The organism is Dolichospermum flos-aquae CCAP 1403/13F, assembly GCF_012516395.1.
Classification (GTDB): Bacteria; Cyanobacteriota; Cyanobacteriia; order Cyanobacteriales; family Nostocaceae; genus Dolichospermum; species Dolichospermum lemmermannii.
Genome location: NZ_CP051206.1, coordinates 1,675,745 through 1,697,359 on the forward strand (window position 1 = coordinate 1,675,745; position 21,615 = coordinate 1,697,359).

Here is a 21,615-nt window from a genome sequence, read left to right on the forward strand (position 1 = left end):
AAATTAAGATTTTTAGAATGATTTAACGCAGATAAACGCAGATGGACGCGGATGAATACGGATGATTTTTATTCTGTGCAATTAGATTAAACTTTTGCTAAATGTTGATTTTTTAAATAATCAAATACTGATTTATCGCCAATGTCGGGAGGAATGGGTTGGATAATTTTTCTCACAGCAAATATTAAGAAGAAAATTGCCCAAGTTGCTAATAAAATCGGTTCTGCTGGTGTTGATAAAATTCCGGTTAAATGTCCTAATAGTAGTAAGGGAACAAGGGGGGTTAAGATTTTGGTTTCTAAACGATGGAAACAAAAACCTTCTTTGAAAAAAATTCCTGTCAAAGCTGCAAAGGTAAAACCAATTCCTAATATGGTTAGGGGTTGATTATAAATAGTAATTGCAAATGCTTGACTATCACTATGTCCAAAAATAAAGGCACAAATGCTGCCAATTATCCAAAAAACTTGGAGAATTCGGTGCAAAAATGCCATGTAAATATGAATAGTTAATAAACTAACTCCAAGTGCAATACTAAAACAGGTGTAGAGAGGGGTCAGGGCGGCAATTGCAGCGGGTTGGGGATAGAATAGGACTAAACCGCTACCAATGGCAAAACACAGGGCTGCTATCATTAATCCTGCCCGATAAATTATCACACTTTGGCGATCGCTCTCGGTAATTGTAAATTCCCCAAATTGGCCTTGATATATTTCCGGTGATATTGTTTGTGTTGTCATAAATAGTATATTCCTAGGATGTTTTAGATCCCCGACTTCTTGAAGAAGTCGGGGATCTTGTTTTTTTAGATCCCCGATTTCTTGAAGAAGTCGGGGATCTTGTTTTTGTTTTCAATGTCTCTTTCCAGCACCTAAATATAACTCTCCCACTTTCGGATCATTTAATAATTCTCTACCTGGTCCTGACATAGCATCTTTCCCTGATTCTAACACATAACCACGATCTGCCATCTCTAAGGCTTTTCTGGCATTTTGTTCGACTAAAACTATCGCAGTTCCTGATGCTTTAATTTGTTTAATTTGCTCAAATACTTGAGTTACCAAAATGGGAGATAATGCGGCGGAAGGTTCATCTAAAAGCAGTAAACTGGGTTCTAACATTAATGCTTTTCCCATTGCTAACATTTGCCTTTCTCCACCGGAAAGAGTTCCCGCGCGTTGACGACGGCGATCGCTCAATCGGGGAAACATGGTGTATATTTTATCTTTAAGCGGTTTTAATGGGATATTCCTAACAAAAGCCCCCATTTCTAAGTTTTCATCTATGGTTAAAGATGGAAAAACATTAGCAATTTGCGGAACATAAGACATTCCTTTGGCGACAATTTGATTTGATTTTAAACCAATTAAATTTTTCTCTTTAAAGGTAATAGTTCCAGTATGAGGTGTTAAAAGTCCAAAAATAGTTTTTACTAAGGTGGATTTACCTGCACCATTGGGACCAATGACTGTGACTAATTCTCCTGGTGCAATGTGAAAGTTGATACCTTGCAAAATATCTACATCTTTAATATATCCAGCGTGGACATTTTCTACCTTTAATAAATAGTTATTAGTCATTTGTGATTAGACATTTGTAGGGATTTGGTAATGCTTACTCCTGTCAACTGAAGCTTAAAATAGCTTATCTGTTAGCTGACCTACCCGCCCGGAAATAAATTTCCGGTCTTATAGCTAAAGTGCGTTAAAACGCACTCTAATTACCTAAAAATCAACCTTCATGTTTTCAATTGAAGAAATAAGGACACAATAGTCGGTTTTAACCGACTTTAGCTATAAGACAGGGAATAAATTCCCTGGATTCTGGATTCTAGATTCTGTAACTTCTGACTATGCTGTGATTTTTTGCAATTCTGGTCTTTCTTCTGGTAAAATCGCCTCTTCCACTGGGCAAACTTGCAGACAGATGCCACAATCTATACAGGTAGCGAAGTCAATCCAGTACCAACCTGTACCTTTAACGTTTTTCCCTGGACCTTCATGAATACAAGCTACAGGACAAGCACTTACGCAGTCAGCAACACCTTCACAAACGTTTGTAACAATAGTATGTGGCATTTTTTCCGATTCCCTCTTTTTTGGATTTTAGATTTTAGATTTTGGATTTTGGATTGATTTTGGGAAAGTTTACCAAGATTCCTATTTTTAACATCCTGCTTCAATGGTGTGTGAACCATCGGCTTTAATCCAGGCTATTTGGGCAATGTTGCGATCGCTTGCATATTGACGAATCGCCTCTGCGTCCCTATCTCCTAAGTCTAGTTCTACTCTAATTAAATCGGCAGAGTTACGTAATTTCTCAGCATAGGCAAAAGCCGCAGCTTCAGCGCCGGGGGTTTCTGGGACGACTAACCAATTACTAGCGGGGATATCCTGGGGTAATTGCTGATTTAATAGGAGAATTTGGTATAAATCATCAATATTCAGTTCAAAGCCGATACCGGGAATATTTTCTTTTTGGGGATGATATAAACCTAGTAATTGGTCATAACGACCACCACTTCCTAAAATCTGTGCTTGGGAATTTGTCTCACTAACTACTTCAAAAACAATGCCTGTGTAGTAGTCAATAGTTTGAATTAGGCTCAAATCAAGGATTAAAGGAAATTTGCCGTCTAGTAATGCTACTAGGGATTTGAGGTTATTTATTGCCTCATGCTGGTCTGGTTCTAGATGTAAACTGCTGACTTTTTCTAAAACCTCTCGACTATCACCCCGCAAATCCAACATAATTTTAGCGCGTTGGCGGAGTTCTTCGCTCAAAGGTAAGGTATCAATAGCTATACTATCCAAGTTAGCGATCGCCCTGCGGACTTGATTTCTGATTTCCGGGGGAAAAGCATTGAGGAGGGAGCGTGTAATTCCCGCTTCCCCTAAAATTAACCGCCACCCTTGTAAACCCAATGCTGTTAAACAATCTGCGACTAATAGCAATACTTCCGCATTGGCTAATAATCCCCCCGCACCCAGTAACTCCACCCCAGCTTGATAATACTCTTGCTGACGATTATGGCGGCCTTCCCAATTACGGCGAAAAACATTAGCGTTGTAATATAGTCGCTGGGGATAGGTCGCATCTGTCATGCGAGTCACCACTGTGCGGGCGATAGAAGCCGTCAATTCTGGACGCAATCCCAATTCTTCATTTTGACTATTTTGGAGTTGAATCACCATGTGACGCTGAATTGCTTCACCTGCCATGAGGGTATCCATTCGTTCCAGAGTTGAGGTGATAATCCTGTGATATCCCCAACGTTGAAATACTTGTTCTAATCTATCTTCAATCCAGCGTTTTTGCGCCACATCTAAAGGTAGTAGATCTCTTGCTCCCGCTGCTGGTTGATACACCATTATTTTTTCTTCCCACCAAACAAACCACCAAACAAACCACTTTTTCCAGACTTATCTGGTTGCTTCTCTTCAGTTTTAGAAGCGGAACTCCCTTGAGAACCACTGTTTCTAATTCCTAAAGCTTGATCTACCTTGGGTTTCCATTCCAAAGCGATTTTTTCATTAGGATCTATTTTCAGGGCATTATCAAAGTGAATTTTTGCCATTTTCAGTTGATTTTGCCGGAAATATACCATTGCGATTAAACTATGACAACGACTATTTTTCGGCTCTAACTTTAGGGCATCCTGTAATTCTACTTTGGACTGGGACAATTGGTTTGTTTCTAGTAGTCTGTCAAATTTATTTTGACAGGTTTTTGGTAGTGCGGGCAAGATGCCCGCGTGAGCGAGACGCTCATACTACAGTCCATCATTTTTATCTTGACAAACTACTAGTTTACAGGGAATGATGGCAAGTTTGAAAACCCTCCAGTTGTCGGCATAAAATCTAATCCTGACTAAGCATGATTTAAAATTAGATAATTTATTTAAGCTCTTATAATCATATATCCATTTATGTAAATGCCCATGAGGCTAATTTTCAGTCTCATAACCCAAAGTTTGTGAAAACGAAACAAAATACTTGTTCTGTTTGTTATTGGTTTCTGAGAATAATGAATAGAAGATAGCAGAAATTTTCTATTTGGTGACAGTAATTTAGCCGATTTGGCGTGTATTTTTCGGCAATATTTAGTTCTAAATCTGGTAATTAAGTTTGCAGAAACTGACAATGAATTAACTAATCACTCCTCGATATTCTATTAACAAGCGAGGGGGAAAACGGCAACCGAGCAGTAAACAACCCCAAGCGTCATAAAAATCAAGGAGAATTCAGTCATGTCTAATTTATTTACCGCAGTATCTGTTGAGCAACAAGAAATGGTAGCTGGTGGAGTAATTGCTAACATTATCGCTGGGAGTGAAAACCTGCTTTACAGTGCTCGTCAGTTCACCCTTCTCAATACTGCTAGCGTAGGTCCTGGTGGTGTAACCACAGCGACTGGTATCGCAGATACAAGTATCACAAGTAATGCAGTGCGAGCCTTAGCAATTACACCAGTTAGCTTCCCCCTTTAGCAAATAATTTTAGGGTTAATTCTGCACTCTGATTCTACACAAAGAAGAAACAGCAAAGCAAATTAATATCCTAGAATATCTCGCTAAATTTCGTCTAGATTACTATCGAAAGATTTGTGTGTTCATTCTATAAAAATGGCACACAAATTTATTCTTTAATACTTGGATTTATTTCCTAACATTTTACCCCTGAAATTATTTTTGCAGGAAAGATAAGAGGTTTTACCATGTCTGATCATATAAAAACAAAAAAATCAGATTTATTCATAAACTTATCAGAAAAAGAACAGGAGTCTATATCTGGAGGCAGATCATCTTCACCCTTTGAGATGTTTGATATATTCTACCAAACTACGAATATATACTCTAGGGGAAGTAATGAAATAAATATTTCTCAAGGAAACTTGGGCATATCTTCAAGAAATGAAGCTGAATATAGATTTTCTCAGACAACCTTTATTTTATCTTCATTGTTTGGTGGAGGAGGAGGTGGAAGTCGTCGCAATAACCGCAGACGAGGTCGTAGCTTATTCGCAAAACTATTTAGTTTTTTTTAGCAGAGAAACAAAATCACAATCACTTCATTTTATCTTCCACTATTTAGATCATACAGCACTCGTTCATACCCATATTTCCGACTTCTGACATAAATTTATAATTTATGGACACAATAAATAAAAGAAGTCGGGGATCTTATCGTCTCACCTGAATTCTTACCTTGATTGTTCAATTTATCTCCTTAAATATTGTACATAATTATTAGGCAAAGTGCTGTATTCGCCAAGGCTTTACACCAATTAAATAACTATAAAAAAATCAATTTAATAACAAATAAATTGGCTTATTTTTCCAACTTTATATGGTTAATTGCTAATGAAATACCAATTTGTTAAACAGCATAGTGAAGAAGACTGTGGTGCAGCTTGTTTAGCGGCAATTGCCAAATATTACGGTCAAACATTTACCATTAGTCATATTCGGGAAGCCGTCGGAACAGGACAATTTGGAACTACTTTATTAGGATTGAAAAGAGGAGCAGAAATTCTGGGTTTTAAAGCCAATCCCGTGAAAACTTCTCCAGAAATATTAGATAAAATTAATGAAGCCCCTTTACCCGCGATTATTCATTGGCAAGGCAATCATTGGGTGATTTTATATGGTAAAAAAGGTAAAAAATTTCTGATTGCAGATCCAGCAGTGGGAATGCGTTATCTTTCTAAAGAAGATATCAAAGCAGCTTGGACAGATTGGTTATTATTATTAGTAGAACCAGACCCCCTTCGATTTTTTGCTCAAAAGCAAGATAAAGAAGGTGGTTTTTGGCGTTTCTTCCGACGAGTTTGGATTTATCGTGGTATTTTATTCCAAGCTTTACCTCTCAATTTAGTCTTGGGTTTACTGTCTTTAACTTCTCCTTTTCTGCTGCAAATTCTCACCGATGATGTATTAGTTAGAGGTGACATAAAATTATTAACTACAGTAGTCATTGCTGTAGTAGTTATGAATATTATTTCTACTAGCCTTTCCTTTGTCCAGTCTAACTTAATTGCTCATTTTGCTCAACGAATGCAATTAGGTCTAGTTTTGGAATTTGGGCGGCAAATTCTGCGATTACCATTAACTTATTATGAAACTCGTCGCAGTGGTGAAGTTGTGAGTCGGCTGCGAGACATTGACCAAATTAATCAATTAATTGCTCAAGTTGTTATTGGTTTACCCAGTCAATTTTTTATTGCCATAATTTCCTTGGGTTTCATGTTTTTCTATAGCTGGAAACTTACCTTGGTAGCTTTAGTAATTTCTGTGGTCATGACCACATCTACCTTTATTTTCCAGCCCACATTACAACAAAAAACTAATGAACTCTTAATTACAGAAGCGGAAACCCAAGGGGTTTTAGTGGAAACCTTTAAAGGTGCATTAACTCTCAAAACAACCGCATCAAGAAGACAATTTTGGGATGAATTACAAAATCGTTTTAATCGTCTAGCTAGGCTAACATTTCAGACGATGCAAATTGGGATTATTAATAATACCTTTTCAGGTTTTGTTTCTGGTATTGGTGGCGTAGTTTTACTCTGGTTTGGCGGCTATTTGGTAATTAACCCGGCTGAAAATATCAGTGTTGGGCAATTACTAGCATTTAATTCAATGAATGGTAATTTTATATCTTTAATTAGTACAGTTATTAATTTTGTTGATGAATTTACCCGGGCTAAAACCGCTACTCGAAGGCTGACAGAAGTTATTGATGCCACTCCAGAAGAAGAAGATAATAGTAAAAAGCCATTTGTAGAAATCTCTAGTAATGCTGATATTATTTGTACAAATTTAACTTTTCATTATCCTGGTCGAATTGATTTATTAGAAGATTTTTCTTTAACGATTCCTGGAGGTAAGAATATTGCTCTAATTGGTAAATCTGGCTGTGGTAAAAGCACCTTAGCTAAATTAATTTCTAGTTTATATCAACTGCAATCTGGTAATATCCAGATTGGGATTTATAATCTCCAAGACCTTTCTTTAGAATGTCTCCGTCAACAAATAGTTCTTGTTCCTCAAGATGCTCATTTTTGGAATCGTTCTATTGTTGATAATTTCCGATTAGGAGCGCCTTATATTAGCTTTGAGCAGATTGTTCAAGCTTGTAAAATTTCTGGTGCTGATGAATTTATAAGTAAGTTACCTGAGACATATCAAACTATTTTAGGTGAATTTGGTGCTAATATTTCTGGTGGACAAAGACAAAGATTAGCCATAGCTAGAGCCATTGTTACAGATCCACCAATTCTCATTTTAGATGAATCTACTGGTGGACTAGATCCAGTGAGTGAAGCCCAAGTTTTAGACCAATTATTTCAACATCGTCAAGGAAAAACAACGATTTTAATTACTCATAGACCCAAGGTGATTAGTCGGGCTGATTGGATTGTTTTAATAGATCAAGGTAGGTTGAAATTAGTAGGTTCTTTGGAAGATTTACGTAGCAAAACAGGAGACCATTTAGATTTTGTAATTCCTTAGTTATTATTATTTATTGCTTTTGATAATTATGCTTTACACTCATAATCAAGAATTCGATTCTCTCAGTGAAAATGATAATTCACTTCCACCTATAAATCGGTGGACATCCTTAGCAGGTGTATTTCTGATTGGGACTGTTATTGCTAGTATTACTTTATCCTCATGGGTAAAATATAATGTAACAATCAAAGCTGCTGCTCTTGTTCGTCCCATAGGTGAAACTCGTGTAGTCCAACCCAAGATAGAAGGGACTATTAAAAGTATTTTAGTCAAAGAAAATCAAATTGTTAAGCAAGGGGAAATAATCGCCATCTTAGATACTGATCAATTGCTAATTAAGAAAAGCCAATTAGAAGAAGGTATCAAACAAAGTAAATTACAAATAATGCAAATTTATGCTCAAAATGGGATTTTAAATAATCAAATAATTGCTGAGAAAAGAGTCGTAGAAAGAATTATCGCTGCTGCTAGAGAGGATTTGTTAAGAAATCAAAGAGAATATCAAGAACGAAGAATTAATACTGAAAATGAATTAATGACAGCGGAGGTAAATATTGAAAAAGAATTAGTAGATTTAGAAAAGGCTGAAGTTGATTTAGACTTTGCCAAAGTAGATCGGGATCGTTATGAGAAATTATCAAAAATTGGTGCAATTGGCAACCGAGAATTTGAGCAAAAACAGCTAGTTGTCAAACAAATAAGTTTAACATTAGAAGCGGCAAAAAAAGCTGTTGATATCGCTCAAATAAAAATTAAATCTAATAAAGCTGCCATTAACCCCACTACAGCCATGGTGAAAATGGCAGAACAACGTATTGCTCAAGAAATTGCCAAAGGTGAAGCCAATATAGCAGTTTTAAATAAAGAAAGAGAAATCTTAATTCAGCGATTATTAGAAATACAAACTCAAATTAAACAATCACAAAAAGAACTTCAACAACTCGAAAATCAACGCAAAAACAGTATTATTATTTCCACAAGTAATGGAATTATATTTAAACTAAATTTACGCAATTCTGGTCAATTTGTGCGGGCTGGTGAATCTATTGCTGAAGTTGTCCCTAATAATGCTCCTTTAGTAATTAAAGCCATGATCCCCACAGCAGAAATTAACAAAATTGCGATTAATCAAAAAGTCCAACTTCGTGTTGATGCTTGTCCCTATCCTGATTATGGAACTGCGAAAGGGATTGTTAAAAACATCGCTCCAGATGCAATTACACCTCAAAGCAAAGATTCAAATACTACAAATTCTTCTGGTATTAGCTATTTTGAAGCCGCAATTCAACCCGAAAGCTACTCATTTGGAAATAATGGTCGTCAGTGTCTACTGCAATCAGGAATGAACGCTACAGCCGAAATTATTTCTAAGGAAGAAACAGCATTACAATTTATGTTGAGAAAAGCTAGATTAATTACTGATTTATGAGTAGAAATTAAGTGTAGCAATCCTATTTAAGTTGTGATAGCGTGCAGATCCCCAACTTCTTAGAGAAGTCGGGGATCTGGTTGTTCGTATTTTTTATTCCCATTTACCAGAATTAGAACATCTTTACAATAGCTTTAAGTTTTTAATGCCATGTAAATGCTCATCTTTTCACAAAAACCTTATGTCAATCTGGCACTTTTATTGGCAAGTATTTTCTATTACTTAATATCTCCTATAGTACCAGGCAATATATCTGTCACGACTCTTATTAAACCTAAATTATTGTTAAATAAACATATTTATTATGATTATATATCAACTTCATAATCTCAGTATTTTCTAATAAATTTCATGGAATTAGCGTGACACCCCCCATAGACAATAAGTTATAACTAAGAGAATCTAGGAAAAATTCAGAGGCAACAGGGACCTGGCAACTTTCTAACAGGAAAAACTCATGTTTAGAAACATGAGATTGAAATAATGACACTGTTTTTTTGGTGCTTACACATCTTTTAAAAACATCTTTTTTTTTGACAGAAGCTCTAAACTGGTGCAAATGAGTGTTTCTTATCTGTTCCCTTTGTTTGTAATTAATGGTATGAGATAGGAATCAAGACTTATCAGGAGTATAGCTATTGGGACAATTATTAGATATGCAACAAGTTTCATCGGAAAAAACAATTTTAAAATTCATCGTTATTGATGATCACGAATCAGTTTTAAATGGAACAGTGGAAATATTAAGGAAAAACTATCCTAGTGCTGAATTTAATTCGGCTACAAATGCTAGTTATGCTTTTGAGCAAGTTATTAGTTACCAACCTGACTTAGTAGTTATGGATCTTTCCATACCAGAAAAACCGGAAATGATAGCGAGGGTTGATACAGGTATTCAACTTTTGAAGGTTTTAATGGAAAATTATCCTCATTTAAATTTTGTTATTCAAAGCGCCCATGTGAGAACATTAGTCCGCATTCGTCCTTATCTTGATAATCATCAAGGAGGCTTGACTATTGCTGATAAAAGTCTTTCTACTCCAGAAATGTTAACTAGAGTTGATTGGGCATTACAGGGATTAACCCATACAAAAGACATCAAAGGAATTCACTCAGGTTTAGAGGTGAAACCAGAATGGTTGAAAGTCCTGAACTTAGCCTTTGAAGCAGGATTACAAGATAAAGCAATTGCTGAAAAGATGTGCATTTCTGAACGCATGGTACGTCATTATTGGAATAAATTACAGGACGCTTTAAATATTTATCCAGAAGCAGGCAAAAACATTCGCATTCAAACAGAAATTAAAGCTAGATATGAAGGATTAATTGATTAATCAACTAACAAACAAATAAATAAAGTTAGAGGTTGTTTGAAAACTTTTTCGTGTGGGATCTGACACCCGCAGATCCCCCTAAATCCCCGTTGAAAAGGGGGACTTTGAGGAATTTAGCCCTCCTTTGTAAGGGGGTTGGGGGGATCTCGATTAATTCTGATACTTTTCAAACATCCTCTTAGTAAAATCAATAATTTGTTTTCCATAATTAAGGTTTTGAGAGTGAGATAAAAGCTTATGCAAACTCAAATTTGGAAAAAACTACAACCAGAAAATTATTTTGGTTATGGAGAAAAGTTATCAGAAAATATCATGACTATTTTGAGTCTAGTCTTGATTAGTCATTTTTTGTTAACTAGGAATTCTTCAGTTGCCTTAATACCAGCAATTTTTTTGATGGTTATTAATTGCATCAGTATCATAGCTTTATATCAATATCACCAAACAATTAAAGCTGGGATTAAATCTCGCCAAAACATGATTGAAACTAAATTTGAAACAATTCATAATGGACCATTACAAAGTCTGGCTAGAGTTTTAAAGCTAGTTAAAGGGCAAGAATTACCAATTAATAACTTGCTACCTTTAATAGAAAAAGAACTTGAAGAACTAAATCAAGAATTACGAGGAATATCTAATTTTTGGCAACAAGAAACTCTTAATCAAGATACTAGCCTTTATCTAAGAAATAGTCTAGTCATAGATTTGCAAAACCCTTTACCTGAAATCCTCTATCAAGTCTATAGCCATACCTTAGAACGAGATTTTCCTGGCTTTAAAACCCTGAAACTAAAAATTCACAATTTTGAAACTATTAATGAAAGCAATTTGAGTATTGAAAATAAGCGCAGACTTTGCAGATTCTTAGAAGAAGCCTTATGTAATGTTGGTAAACACGCTACAGGAGTCACCTGTTTGAAAGTTACTTATTCGGCTTCTAAAGAATATGCTACTCTAAGCATTATGGATAATGGTTTAGGAATTAACTCATCAAAAGAAGGTTGGGGAACAAAACAATTTAAAAATTTAGCCCAACAAATTAAAGGTAAATTTAGGCGAGTTTCCCTTGATCCTCAAGGTACTCTTTGTGAATTATCTTGGCCTTTAGCAAATTCTTTTTGGTGGCAATAAAAACTAGGAAAATTAGAAAATCTTGATATTTTGCTTTTTCTTAAATAGCTGACTGTGCCAATACTGTGCCAAGATAGAGAATAAACAACTATATTGAGCAAAAGGACAGCTAAAAAACGCCGTGCAGATTACATTTTTAGGGACTAGTTCCGGTGTACCTACAAGATCACGCAACGTTTCCAGCGTGGCACTGAGGTTACCACAACGAGCAGAATTGTGGTTATTTGACTGTGGGGAAGGAACTCAGCATCAAATTTTGCGGAGTGATTTAAAAGTTAGCCAACTATCCCGAATTTTTGTCACCCATATGCACGGTGATCATATTTTTGGCTTAATGGGATTGCTTGCCAGTTGCGGTTTAGCAGGTAATGTAGACAAAATTGATATTTATGGTCCATCGGGATTAAACGAATACCTACAAGCCGCTTCCCGTTACTCTCATACCCATTTTTCTTACCCCATTAAAGTGCATACTGTGCAGTCGGGGGTAGTTTATGAAGATGATGAATTTACAGTTAGCTGTGGTCTTTTACATCACCGCATTCCTGCCTTTGGCTATCGAGTAGCAGAAAAAGATAGAACCGGACGCTTTGATATAGACAAAGCCAAAGCCTTAGAAATTCCTTCAGGTCCAATTTATGGACAACTCAAGCGCGGTGAAACAGTCACCCTGGCAGACGGAAGAGTAATTAATGGCAGTGAATTATGTGGTTCCACAGAAATTGGTCGGAAAATTGCCTATTGTACAGATACAGTTTATTGTGATGGTGCAGTACAATTAGCACAAGATGCAGATGTGTTAATTCATGAAGCCACTTTTGCTCATCAAGATTCAGAAATGGCTTTCCAGCGGTTACATTCTACAACCACAATGGCCGCGCAAACAGCATACATTGCCGGAGTTCGCAAACTAATTATGACACATTTTAGCCCCCGTTATGCTCCAGGTAATACCATTGAATTAAAAGACTTACTTAAAGAAGCAAAAGCAATTTTTCCGAAAACAATTATGGCTCATGATTTTATGGTTTATGATGTTCCTCGCAGACGAGAAATTGAATCCAGTGTGAGTGCCTAATTTCACTATAATTTTCATCTATTCCCAATTTATCACCCTTTAATATATGAGCAATATTCCCCAAATTGGCCAACCTGCACCAGATTTTTCGACCCCAGACCAAAACAATAATTTAGTTAATATTGCTGATCTAAATCAGTGGCTAGTTCTCTATTTTTACCCTAAAGATAATACACCTGGCTGCACCACAGAAGCTCAAGACTTTACAGAATTATCCTCAGAATTTACCACAGTAGGCGCGAAAATTATCGGCGTTAGTCCCGACTCTGCCGCATCTCATTGTAAATTTATTGACAAACACAATTTATCAATTACCCTCTTAACTGATCCTGAACATCAATTAATAGAAGCTTATGGTGCATGGCGTTTAAAGAAGTTTATGGGTAAAGAATATATGGGGGTTGCCCGTTCCACCTTCCTGATTTCACCTAATAAAAGCATCGCCTACGCTTGGCCGAATGTCAAAACAAAAGGTCATGCTGAAGCTGTACTTAAAAAAATCAAGGAATTAGCAGCTATTTAAACTTTTATCAAACAGGAGTCAGGAGTCAGGAGTTAGGAGTCAGGAGTTAGAATAAATGCAACCTGCGAGAACATTTGAAGATTTAATAGTTTGGCAAAAAGCACATCAATTTGTGTTAGAAGTATATCAGATAACTGGGAATTTTCCTAAATCCGAAATATATGGACTCGCTTCTCAATTTAGACGCGCATCAATTTCTATTCCTGCAAATATCGCTGAGGGCTTTAAGAGGATGTTTTAAAAGTTTTTAATGTGGAAACAGACCCCTCTCCAAACCTCTCCCCTACCAGGGGAGAGGCTTTAAAAACCCCATTCCCTTGTAGGGAAGGGGGGAAGGGGGGTTAGGTTTTTGGAAATTATGGGTTTCATATAATACTTTTCAAACAACCTTTAAGAAAAAAGGAGATTTAGATAAAGTAAGATTTATGAATATTGCACAAGCTTCTCTGGAAGAATGTAGATACTATCTTATTCTCACAAAAGATTTAGGATATGCTAATACATCAGAATCAATGTTAAAACTACAAGAGGTTAGTAGATTATTAGATAGTTATGCAAAAGCTATTCTCAACAATTCTACCTCCTAACTCCTAACTCCTGACTCCTGACTCCTGACTCCTGACATCCTATTATTTGTATTATGGTTCAGTTCATCCCAGCACAAAATGTAGGCATTGCCTATTTAGAAGAAAGATTTAGTTTAGAACAAACCGACAGTGAAGCGTTCTTTCCTGAATGGTGGGAACATTTGCCAGAAATTTCTGATTTAGAAAAGCAATATCTAGACAGAGTAAAATTTCATTTTCTCCGATTAGTTAAACATCCTCCTTTATCAGAAGAAACCGTAAAGTTAGTTGTTTTATCTCCCTTACTCAGTTTAGCTGGATTTTATGATGAACCTTTCTTGATTAGAAGTGAATCATCAATAGAAATTGCCGTCGAAGATGCAGAAGAACTTATCAGAGGCAGAATTGATGTTTTAGTGATTCAGCAACAATTATAGTTATTAGTAATAGAGTCGAAAAAACCTACTTTTTCCCTGTTAGAAGCCATACCTCAAGCACTTACTTATCTGCTGGCTAATCCTCATCCTATCAAACCCGTATTTGGATTGGTAATGAATGGCAGTGATTTTATTTTTATCAAATTTTCGCAAATCAATCAACCCCAATATGCTTTATCTGATCAATTTACACTCTTGAAGCGAGAAAACGAACTTTATCAAGTTTTCCGAATCTTAAAAAAACTAAGTCAAATTTTGAATTAACTCTGAATTAATTATGTCCAGTCGTCCTATCTATCTCGATTGTCATGCTACTACCCCCGTTGATGAAAGGGTAATGGCTGCTATGATTCCCTATTTTACCGAAAAGTTTGGTAATGCGGCGAGTATTAGCCATATTTACGGTTGGGAATCGGAAGCTGCTGTTAGACAAACACGGGAAATTTTAGCAAAAGCAATTAACGCTACCCCCGAAGAAATTGTTTTTACCAGTGGTGCAACGGAAGCAAATAATTTAGCTATTAAAGGTATTGCTGAAGCTTATTTCCAAAAAGGTCAGCATATTGTGACTATTGCCACGGAACATAAAGCAGTTTTAGATCCTTGCGAATATTTAAAAAGTCTTGGTTTTGATATTACAATTTTGCCAGTACAAAAAGATGGATTAATTGATTTAAATCAGTTAGAAAAAGCTTTGCGTCATGATACAACTTTAGTATCTGTAATGGCTGCAAATAATGAAATTGGGGTTTTACAACCAATAGCCGAAATTGGAGAAATGTGCCGGCAAAGGCAAATTATTTTGCACACAGACGCAGCCCAAGCTATTGGTAAAATCCCTTTAGATGTAGAAGAGATGAATATTGATTTAATGTCTCTCACAGCCCATAAAGTCTATGGACCAAAGGGAATTGGGGCTTTATATGTCCGCAGACGTAACCCTAGAGTTAAACTTGCTTCCCAACAACATGGGGGAGGACATGAAAGAGGAATGCGTTCTGGGACTTTATACACACCGCAAATTGTCGGTTTTGGTAAAGCTGTAGAAATTGCTGATTCAGAACAAGAAACCGAAAATCAACGATTAACAGCATTAAGAGCAAGATTGTGGCAACAGTTATCTACTGTCGGGGGAATTCATGTAAATGGACATCCTCAAAACCGATTAGCAGGAAACTTAAATATTAGTGTGGAAGGTGTAGATGGTGCAGCACTTTCTTTAGGGTTACAATCAATAGTAGCTGTATCTTCGGGTTCTGCTTGTTCTTCTAATAATGTTGCCCCTTCCTATGTGTTGAAAGCATTGGGACATTCGGATAAATTAGCTTATGCTTCCATGCGATTTGGGATTGGGAGATTTAATACAGTTGAGGAAATTGATCAAGTTGCCAAACAAGTAATTTCTACCATTCAAGGTTTAAGAAGTGCTTCAGTAGTTAGTTGTCAGTAGCAATTATCAGTTAATTTGTCATAAATCCGCCAGAGTTGTTATATTCTGTAAACTTAGGTTTGAGTTTACTTTCAGATAAGTATCAATTAACATATTTACTAAGTGGACTTTTTATGTCCTTTTACCCACAGGTTAAAGAATTTTTTCTCGGTAAATCCTTACCAACCAGCGCCCATAGCGAAGAACGATTGACTAACGCAGCAGCTTTGGCGTTCAGTAATTGAGACAATTGTAGATTTTATTGGTCAGTTCCAGGAAAGTCACCCAGGTGTTTTCACAACTATCATTATTCCCGTTTTTGTCCCTCGAAATTGGTGGGATAGTATTTTACATAACCAAACAACTTTGTTTTTGAAGACTGCTTTACGAGCAAAAAAGAGTCGTATTGTCACAACTGTTAGATATTACTTGTGATTATTGGTAATGATCAATGATCAATTTTTTAAAACTTCCGTTCAAACTCAATTACAGCCCGGGTATCATCAGTTAAATTAGTGGAAGAACGAAGACGAAATTGATTATTTATCCGGTAATTAATCCCCCATTGCAAAGGATCATTTGCTGTTAAGATCTTAATAGTAGAAAGGGAAAATTTCGGAGAAATATCAATTCCGGCTTCTAAAGCTAATTCTAAAGATGAGTTATTTTTTCCCGCTGCTGGTCTTTCCGAAACAATAGTCGGAAATATCCGCAATTCACTTAAACCAAAAGCATCACCAATTTCATTAAATGCACCTTGGAAATTACTGAAAACAGCCGAACTAGCAATATTAATTAAACCCAGATTACTGTCACTACGTCCTTGATTGTCAATAAGTCCACCTCCTAACAAAGTGACAATTTGTGTTTCTGAACGAGAAGGATTACTTTTTAGTTGTAAGTTATCATTAATTTGACTAGCTAAACCATTAATACTGGCTTCAACTCGAACTGTTTCCAACCCGGCTAAACCTGTAGAACCTTGTCTGCTAATATCACTATTTTGAGTTACATCTAGAATCTTCGCAAATAGCCGAATATCCAAATTAGGATCACGGGGTTGACGAGGGCTAAAAGTAGCAGTGTGTTCATGACCTTTTGCTAAATTTAATTGGGTAGTAAACAAATTTACTGCACCTTTATTTAACTTAATAGTTCCTTCTGGTATCGGTTCAACTAAAGAACCGTTAACAGTTAGATCTCCAGAAGCTTGGAATTTAAAAACTGGTGATTTGACAATTTGGATATTTCTACCTAATTTTAATCCTAAATTATTTAACCTAGTAATTTTATTTTCTGGATCTGGTTTGTTTTGGTTGCCAATTTTATTAGCTGCTGAATTCTCATCTGGAGATTCTGTTAACAACACTTGACCATCAAATAATTCTATATTACCGCCAATTATTGGTTTCAGCACAGAACCAGTAATTTCTAAATTACCATTAGCACCTCCTTGATATAACCCCTTGAGATTTAAAACTAATTGTTTTAAAGTCACAATTAGCGGCACATCTATTTTGGTATCTCGACTATTAAAAATTGGCAATTCTCCAGCAGCTTGAATATTACCATCACTAAATTTACCTTCGAGACTTTTTATAAACACACGGGTTAAATCAAAAATTGCTTTACCATTCACATTGGTTAACTTTCCTGGTAAGGTTGGGGATCTAAAAGTAGCATTATCGAGAGAAGCAGTTCCTTTAACGAAAGGTTGTTGTCGAGTTCCCCGAACTTTTAAATCTAATTCCCCTTGTCCTTTTTCAAAAGATATCTCATTAGTAAACAGATTGAGAATTGTTAAACCTTCATTTTTGACATTGATATCTAAGGTAATTTGATTACTGTTTGATTTTTCAGAAGCAAAGGGCAAAGTATAGGGAATACTACCATTAATATTTGCAGGTTCAGTCCCTACTCCCACTCCCGTTACCTGACTACCAAAGTTTAAACGTCCGTCAGCATAACTGAAACTAGTATTAGCTGATTCCACTGATTTCTGATCAATTGTTCCTTCTGTAATGTTTAATTCTCCTCTAGCTTGAGGATTGATAATACTCCCAGCTATTGCTGCGGTAATATTCAGCTTACCGCCAATTCCCAGTGGCAGTTTCACCAAATTATTTAGTCGCTGAATGGGAAAGTTTTCGATTTTCAATTGACCTGATTGCGCCTGACCACCAATGTTACCTGTAAAGGCAATTATTTTTTGCTGAGATTGAATTCGTAAACGTCGGAAACGCAAAATTCCCTCTTCAAAACTACCTTTAGCTATGACTTGTTCCGCACGATAAAAGCGGCTTGGTTCTGTTGATTTACCCCAGGTGAAGTTTTCTCCTTGGAGGTTAAATTTTATCCTGGGTTCGTCCGTTGTGGCAGTATTAATAAAAATATTCCCATTCAAAATCCCCTTTAAGTCTCTTAAATCTGGGATAGGTTTAGCCGTAGACCGTTGTTGTTGTTGGGTAGTTAGTAGGGCATCAACTTCTGATAACCGTTGGATTTGGGTCAATAGAGACTCTAAAGGTAATCCTTGGGAGTTGGTGGTTAAGTCCGCAGACTTGCCGTAAGTCGGTGCTTTTAAACCACGTTGGAAGTCTTCTACGTCAAAGATTTGAGCCGCATTCAAAAAGTCTTGAATTTTGCCTTTTTCAATGTTGATTTTTGCTCGCAGTTGCGGTTTTTTCGCCCACGGTTTGATATTGGCATCAAAGCTATATCTGCTTTCACCTTTGCGAAGTTCGCTATCACTAAGGACGAATGTATTGTTATCATAGCGCAGTTGGGTCATAAAGCGATCGCCTTTAATTCGGCCAAGTTCGGGTTTTTCAATGGCTATATTTCCTGCTGTGGCTAATGTCTGCGAATTAATTTGCAAATTTGCTGTTAATAATCCTCTCACTCCTCCCGGACTTAAAGGAGTATTCGCTGGTACAGGTATATTTAAAGCTTTCAATGGGAAATTAGCCACATTCACACCCCAGTCAGATCCCGTTGCTGCACCTGATAGCAATGCTTGTTGCCACTGAACTAAAAACGATTTGGGGCGATTGTTACCATCTAAATTAATTGCTATCCGTTCCTTTACACCTGCAACATCTAAACTTAACCCCTGTCCTGATCCAGAATTCACATTACCAGTCAATAATGGTTCAAAAGCAAATTCCTGAACTTTGAAATTCCGTAACCCCAATTTACCTGTAATATTTGGTGCAGTAGGTTTTCCTGTCACTTGTCCGCTAAAATCTAAGTTGCCAGCAATATCCGCAGTATCAGGTAGTTGCACTGGCAACCGTTGCAAACTATAATTTTTCGCCTGAACATTAAAATTTAATTGCGTAATTTCTGGGATACCTGCTTTCTTAGCATTAGCTAATAAATAACCCTTAGCTTGAAAGTTAGCATTATTAAAACTATCAACAGTTAGCTTTTCTCCATTCCACCCGATATCAGCTTGAATAGGTGAATCAAAACCTCGTAAACCTTGACTAAAGCGCACCTGACCAACAGCAGCCACATCTGCTAATTTAGAAGCAGTCACATTTCCCGATATTTGCAACTTTCCTCCCAACTGTCCTTTTAACTGCTGATTGAAAGGGTTTAATTGTAAACCTGAAGTAGCCAACAATGCTTGATAATTACCATTACTAAGTTGAATAGAAGAGGCTGTAACTGTACCACTTGGTAATTTCAAGCTGCCTTTTCCCTCCCCTTGAATAGTTTCTGGTTGGAACGACTCGACCGAACCAGTTACTTGCAACTGACCGGCTATATTTCCTTGGAATTGTGGTGGTACAGATGCTAACTTTGTCAGGGGGACATTTTCCGCTTGAATTTTCGCCTGATAGCGACCTTCTGCAACTTGAATATTAGCAGCTTTAATTCTCCCTCCACCAACAGAGAGGAATCCTTCACCTGTTCCAGCAAAGGTTTTGAGGTTAAAATTTTCCCTATTACCGACAATAGTGAAATTACCTGCGAGGAGATTATTTAAAATTGGGTTAGCCTGTTTTAAAATTGTTCCTAAACGTAAATCTTTCCCAACTAATAAAGTTGTAAAATTTTGGTCTTGTAACTTAATTTGCGAAATATTAACTGTGCCACCAGCAATGTTGATATTGGCATTTTTAGGAATAATCGTCTCTATTTGAAATGGTGAAGAATTTCCTGATAATTGCAAATTACCGTTAAATTCTACCCCAGCTAGAGAAATATTTTCCTGCTGTTTTTGGTCAACAAAAGATGTTAATTTAATCTTGCTAGATTGAGCCGAAGCCTGCCAACGCTTGCTATCATGACTATAAATACCACTACCATTCACTACACCTCCACCAACAGTTGCAACTACATCACGAAAAGAAACTGTGCGGTCAGGATTAATAATACTTGTCCCTGTTACTGGATATTGGGCTTGAGGAGCTTGCCATTTAACGAAAGTGTGGGTATTATCAGCTACACCTTTTATTTCTGCGGTGGCTGTGATCATGCCAATGGGGAATCCTGTTTTGATATTATATACTTGAGCGATCGCATCCCCTGGAATATTGTCCGCTCGGAGTTGAAAATTCAGTGCAGATACTTTACCAAGTTTAATAATTCCCCCGCCTTTAACCTCACCCCCATAGGTAGTTTTGCCTTGAATATCCGTAATTCTCAGGAGAGATTTACTACTAATAAGCTCAAATTTACTACTAACTTTCCCAAAATCAACTTGATCAATTCGGGCAGTTTTCAACGTCCTCACATTACCAGATAGCACTGGTTTAGTAGTTGCTCCCATTAGCTGCAAATCGGCTTGAGCTATACCACTCACAGGAAATGGTAACTTTACCTTTAAAGTTGCTTGAGCATTGGCCAAACTTACCGCATTCACACGTGCTTTTAAATTAAACCCTGCTTGTTGATCAATAGTCCCCGATGTTGTGAACGGGATTTGTCCGTAGTTTGTGACTATATGATCTAATTTAATTACCAGTCCATCAAAAATGAGATTTCCCTGACTATGATTGAATAATTCGGGGATTTTTGCGATTTGTAGTGTTACCCCTTCCATCATAGCATTGCCATAGAGTAAGGTTTTCTGCTTTGGTGTTATCTTAATTCGCAAATCACCATTTACTCTCCCACTTTGTAAAGTCAGTGGTAAAGTTACAAGCCGAGTAATATCTGCGGACAGGAGATTTTGCCCTCGCACTCGAAAATCCCCTGCTAAAACTTTCTGAGGAATTAAATCTCCGACAATGGAAATATCACCCCCACTTACTGCCTTAGCAGCCAAGTCTAATTTAATTAGTTTATTTTGATTTAAGAGTTGAGCAGTTCCATTAATCCCAGAAAATTTTACAGGAACTTGTAAAGAAAAATCTCCCCCCATTTCTCTCGGTACTAATACCAAATTTGCATCCCGAAACCGTAACTTATCCAAATCAGTTTTAATCAATCCCTTACCAGTACCTGGGGTGATAGTAGTCGTTAACCAGCGGGCTTGGGGATCTTGTTGAACATAAACATCTGGATTAATTAAAGTTACATCCAATCGGAGATTGCGGTTAATAACTAACTTCCAAATATCAAAACCTACATCTACTGCTTTGATATTTGCCCTATCTGGATCTGTAGCTGTAGCGGGAATCTCAGAAGCGGCAAACTGAACGCCAGTCAGGGAAAAGGACTCAATTGCTCCCAGTTTTACCGGACGGTTGAGAGTAGTAGTCAGACTTTGGGTAGCTAATGGTACTAGTTCCTGGTAAACAAAATTCTGCAATCGCCAAATACTGAAAATAATTCCTATCAATAGCAAAGCACCTACACCTAAACAACTACGGTTCAACATCATTAACCATAAAAGCCTAAGCCCAGAATCAGCGGGGTGAGAATTTTGACTAGGAGAGTTAGACATAGGTTTTCACTCTTGGATTACCAGATATCTGGAAGAATACAAAATACTAATTTTGACATAATTCTACGTTTAACTACTAGTAGTTTGTTGTAGTGTGAGCGTCTGGCTCACGCGGGCAAGATGCCCACACTACTGTAGTGTCTTGCTGACCCGTATTTAATTTTCACCAGATGTCTATTAGAGTATAGCCGGATGATGGCAAAAATTACAGCTAGGTTTTTGGCAAAATTAGAGAACTATATCTTTTGGTCTATGCCTGATTTCCCGCAATCACAC

Annotated in this window: 16 protein-coding genes and 3 pseudogenes; 13 read left to right on the top strand and 6 right to left on the bottom strand. The window is 36.8% G+C overall.

From position 1 onward, the window contains the following. Positions 1-86: 86 nt before the first annotated feature. From HGD76_RS08195 to HGD76_RS08215, 5 genes and pseudogenes are all read right to left on the bottom strand, one after another. A complete protein-coding gene (locus HGD76_RS08195) occupies positions 87-740 on the bottom strand; it encodes a DUF2301 domain-containing membrane protein (protein ID WP_168695477.1) in 654 nt (217 codons plus the stop codon). 111 nt (positions 741-851) lie between these two features. Next, a complete protein-coding gene (locus HGD76_RS08200) occupies positions 852-1,580 on the bottom strand; it encodes an ABC transporter ATP-binding protein (protein ID WP_168695478.1) in 729 nt (242 codons plus the stop codon). A 270-nt stretch (positions 1,581-1,850) separates the two neighbouring features. After that, positions 1,851-2,078, bottom strand: a complete 228-nt coding sequence (locus HGD76_RS08205; RefSeq protein WP_168695479.1) for a ferredoxin family protein — start codon at positions 2,076-2,078, stop codon at positions 1,851-1,853. 87 nt (positions 2,079-2,165) lie between these two features. Further along, positions 2,166-3,371: an ATP phosphoribosyltransferase regulatory subunit gene (locus tag HGD76_RS08210; RefSeq protein ID WP_168695480.1), complete on the bottom strand. Its 1,206-nt coding sequence runs from the start codon at positions 3,369-3,371 to the stop codon at positions 2,166-2,168. Beyond that, positions 3,371-3,703: pseudogene (locus HGD76_RS08215) on the bottom strand (tetratricopeptide repeat protein); the annotation flags it as partial. The gene HGD76_RS08210 and the pseudogene HGD76_RS08215, both read right to left, overlap by 1 nt. Before the next feature lie 546 nt (positions 3,704-4,249). Here HGD76_RS08215 and HGD76_RS08220 point away from each other — a divergent pair. From HGD76_RS08220 to HGD76_RS26430, 13 genes and pseudogenes are all read left to right on the top strand, one after another. Further along, the gene (locus HGD76_RS08220) at positions 4,250-4,489 is read left to right on the top strand and encodes a CTB family bacteriocin (RefSeq protein ID WP_168695481.1); all 240 of its coding nucleotides are present in this window, start codon (positions 4,250-4,252) and stop codon (positions 4,487-4,489) included. A 227-nt stretch (positions 4,490-4,716) separates the two neighbouring features. Further along, the gene (locus tag HGD76_RS08225) at positions 4,717-5,046 is read left to right on the top strand and encodes a hypothetical protein (RefSeq protein ID WP_168695482.1); all 330 of its coding nucleotides are present in this window, start codon (positions 4,717-4,719) and stop codon (positions 5,044-5,046) included. Positions 5,047-5,362: 316 nt separating this feature from the next. Beyond that, positions 5,363-7,513, top strand: a complete 2,151-nt coding sequence (locus tag HGD76_RS08230; RefSeq protein ID WP_168695483.1) for a peptidase domain-containing ABC transporter — start codon at positions 5,363-5,365, stop codon at positions 7,511-7,513. A gap of 28 nt (positions 7,514-7,541) precedes the next feature. Then, complete coding sequence (locus HGD76_RS08235; protein ID WP_168695484.1) at positions 7,542-8,942, top strand: HlyD family secretion protein; 1,401 nt, start codon at positions 7,542-7,544, stop codon at positions 8,940-8,942. Between the two features lie 656 nt (positions 8,943-9,598). Further along, positions 9,599-10,276: a response regulator gene (locus tag HGD76_RS08240; protein ID WP_148767035.1), complete on the top strand. Its 678-nt coding sequence runs from the start codon at positions 9,599-9,601 to the stop codon at positions 10,274-10,276. 237 nt (positions 10,277-10,513) lie between these two features. Then, the gene (locus HGD76_RS08245) at positions 10,514-11,407 is read left to right on the top strand and encodes a sensor histidine kinase (protein ID WP_168695485.1); all 894 of its coding nucleotides are present in this window, start codon (positions 10,514-10,516) and stop codon (positions 11,405-11,407) included. 121 nt (positions 11,408-11,528) lie between these two features. Further along, positions 11,529-12,485 carry a ribonuclease Z gene (locus HGD76_RS08250; protein WP_015080459.1) on the top strand — a complete coding sequence of 319 codons (957 nt, stop codon included), beginning with the start codon at positions 11,529-11,531 and terminating at the stop codon, positions 12,483-12,485. A gap of 46 nt (positions 12,486-12,531) precedes the next feature. Next, the gene (gene bcp, locus HGD76_RS08255; protein ID WP_168695486.1) at positions 12,532-13,008 is read left to right on the top strand and encodes a thioredoxin-dependent thiol peroxidase; all 477 of its coding nucleotides are present in this window, start codon (positions 12,532-12,534) and stop codon (positions 13,006-13,008) included. 55 nt (positions 13,009-13,063) lie between these two features. Beyond that, positions 13,064-13,240: pseudogene (locus HGD76_RS08260) on the top strand (four helix bundle protein); the annotation flags it as partial. A gap of 193 nt (positions 13,241-13,433) precedes the next feature. After that, the gene (locus HGD76_RS08265; protein ID WP_407644800.1) at positions 13,434-13,595 is read left to right on the top strand and encodes a four helix bundle protein; all 162 of its coding nucleotides are present in this window, start codon (positions 13,434-13,436) and stop codon (positions 13,593-13,595) included. Positions 13,596-13,648: 53 nt separating this feature from the next. Further along, positions 13,649-14,275, top strand: a pseudogene (locus HGD76_RS08270) (restriction endonuclease subunit R). 13 nt (positions 14,276-14,288) lie between these two features. Further along, entirely contained in the window at positions 14,289-15,461 is a 1,173-nt protein-coding gene (locus HGD76_RS08275) for an IscS subfamily cysteine desulfurase (protein ID WP_168695487.1), read from the top strand. A gap of 240 nt (positions 15,462-15,701) precedes the next feature. Further along, positions 15,702-15,875, top strand: a complete 174-nt coding sequence (locus tag HGD76_RS26430) for a hypothetical protein (RefSeq protein ID WP_503488468.1) — start codon at positions 15,702-15,704, stop codon at positions 15,873-15,875. Between the two features lie 28 nt (positions 15,876-15,903). On the opposite strand, the gene HGD76_RS08280 is transcribed toward HGD76_RS26430, so the two are convergent. Then, positions 15,904-21,339: a translocation/assembly module TamB domain-containing protein gene (locus tag HGD76_RS08280; protein WP_168695488.1), complete on the bottom strand. Its 5,436-nt coding sequence runs from the start codon at positions 21,337-21,339 to the stop codon at positions 15,904-15,906. Between the last annotated feature and the right edge of the window lie 276 nt (positions 21,340-21,615).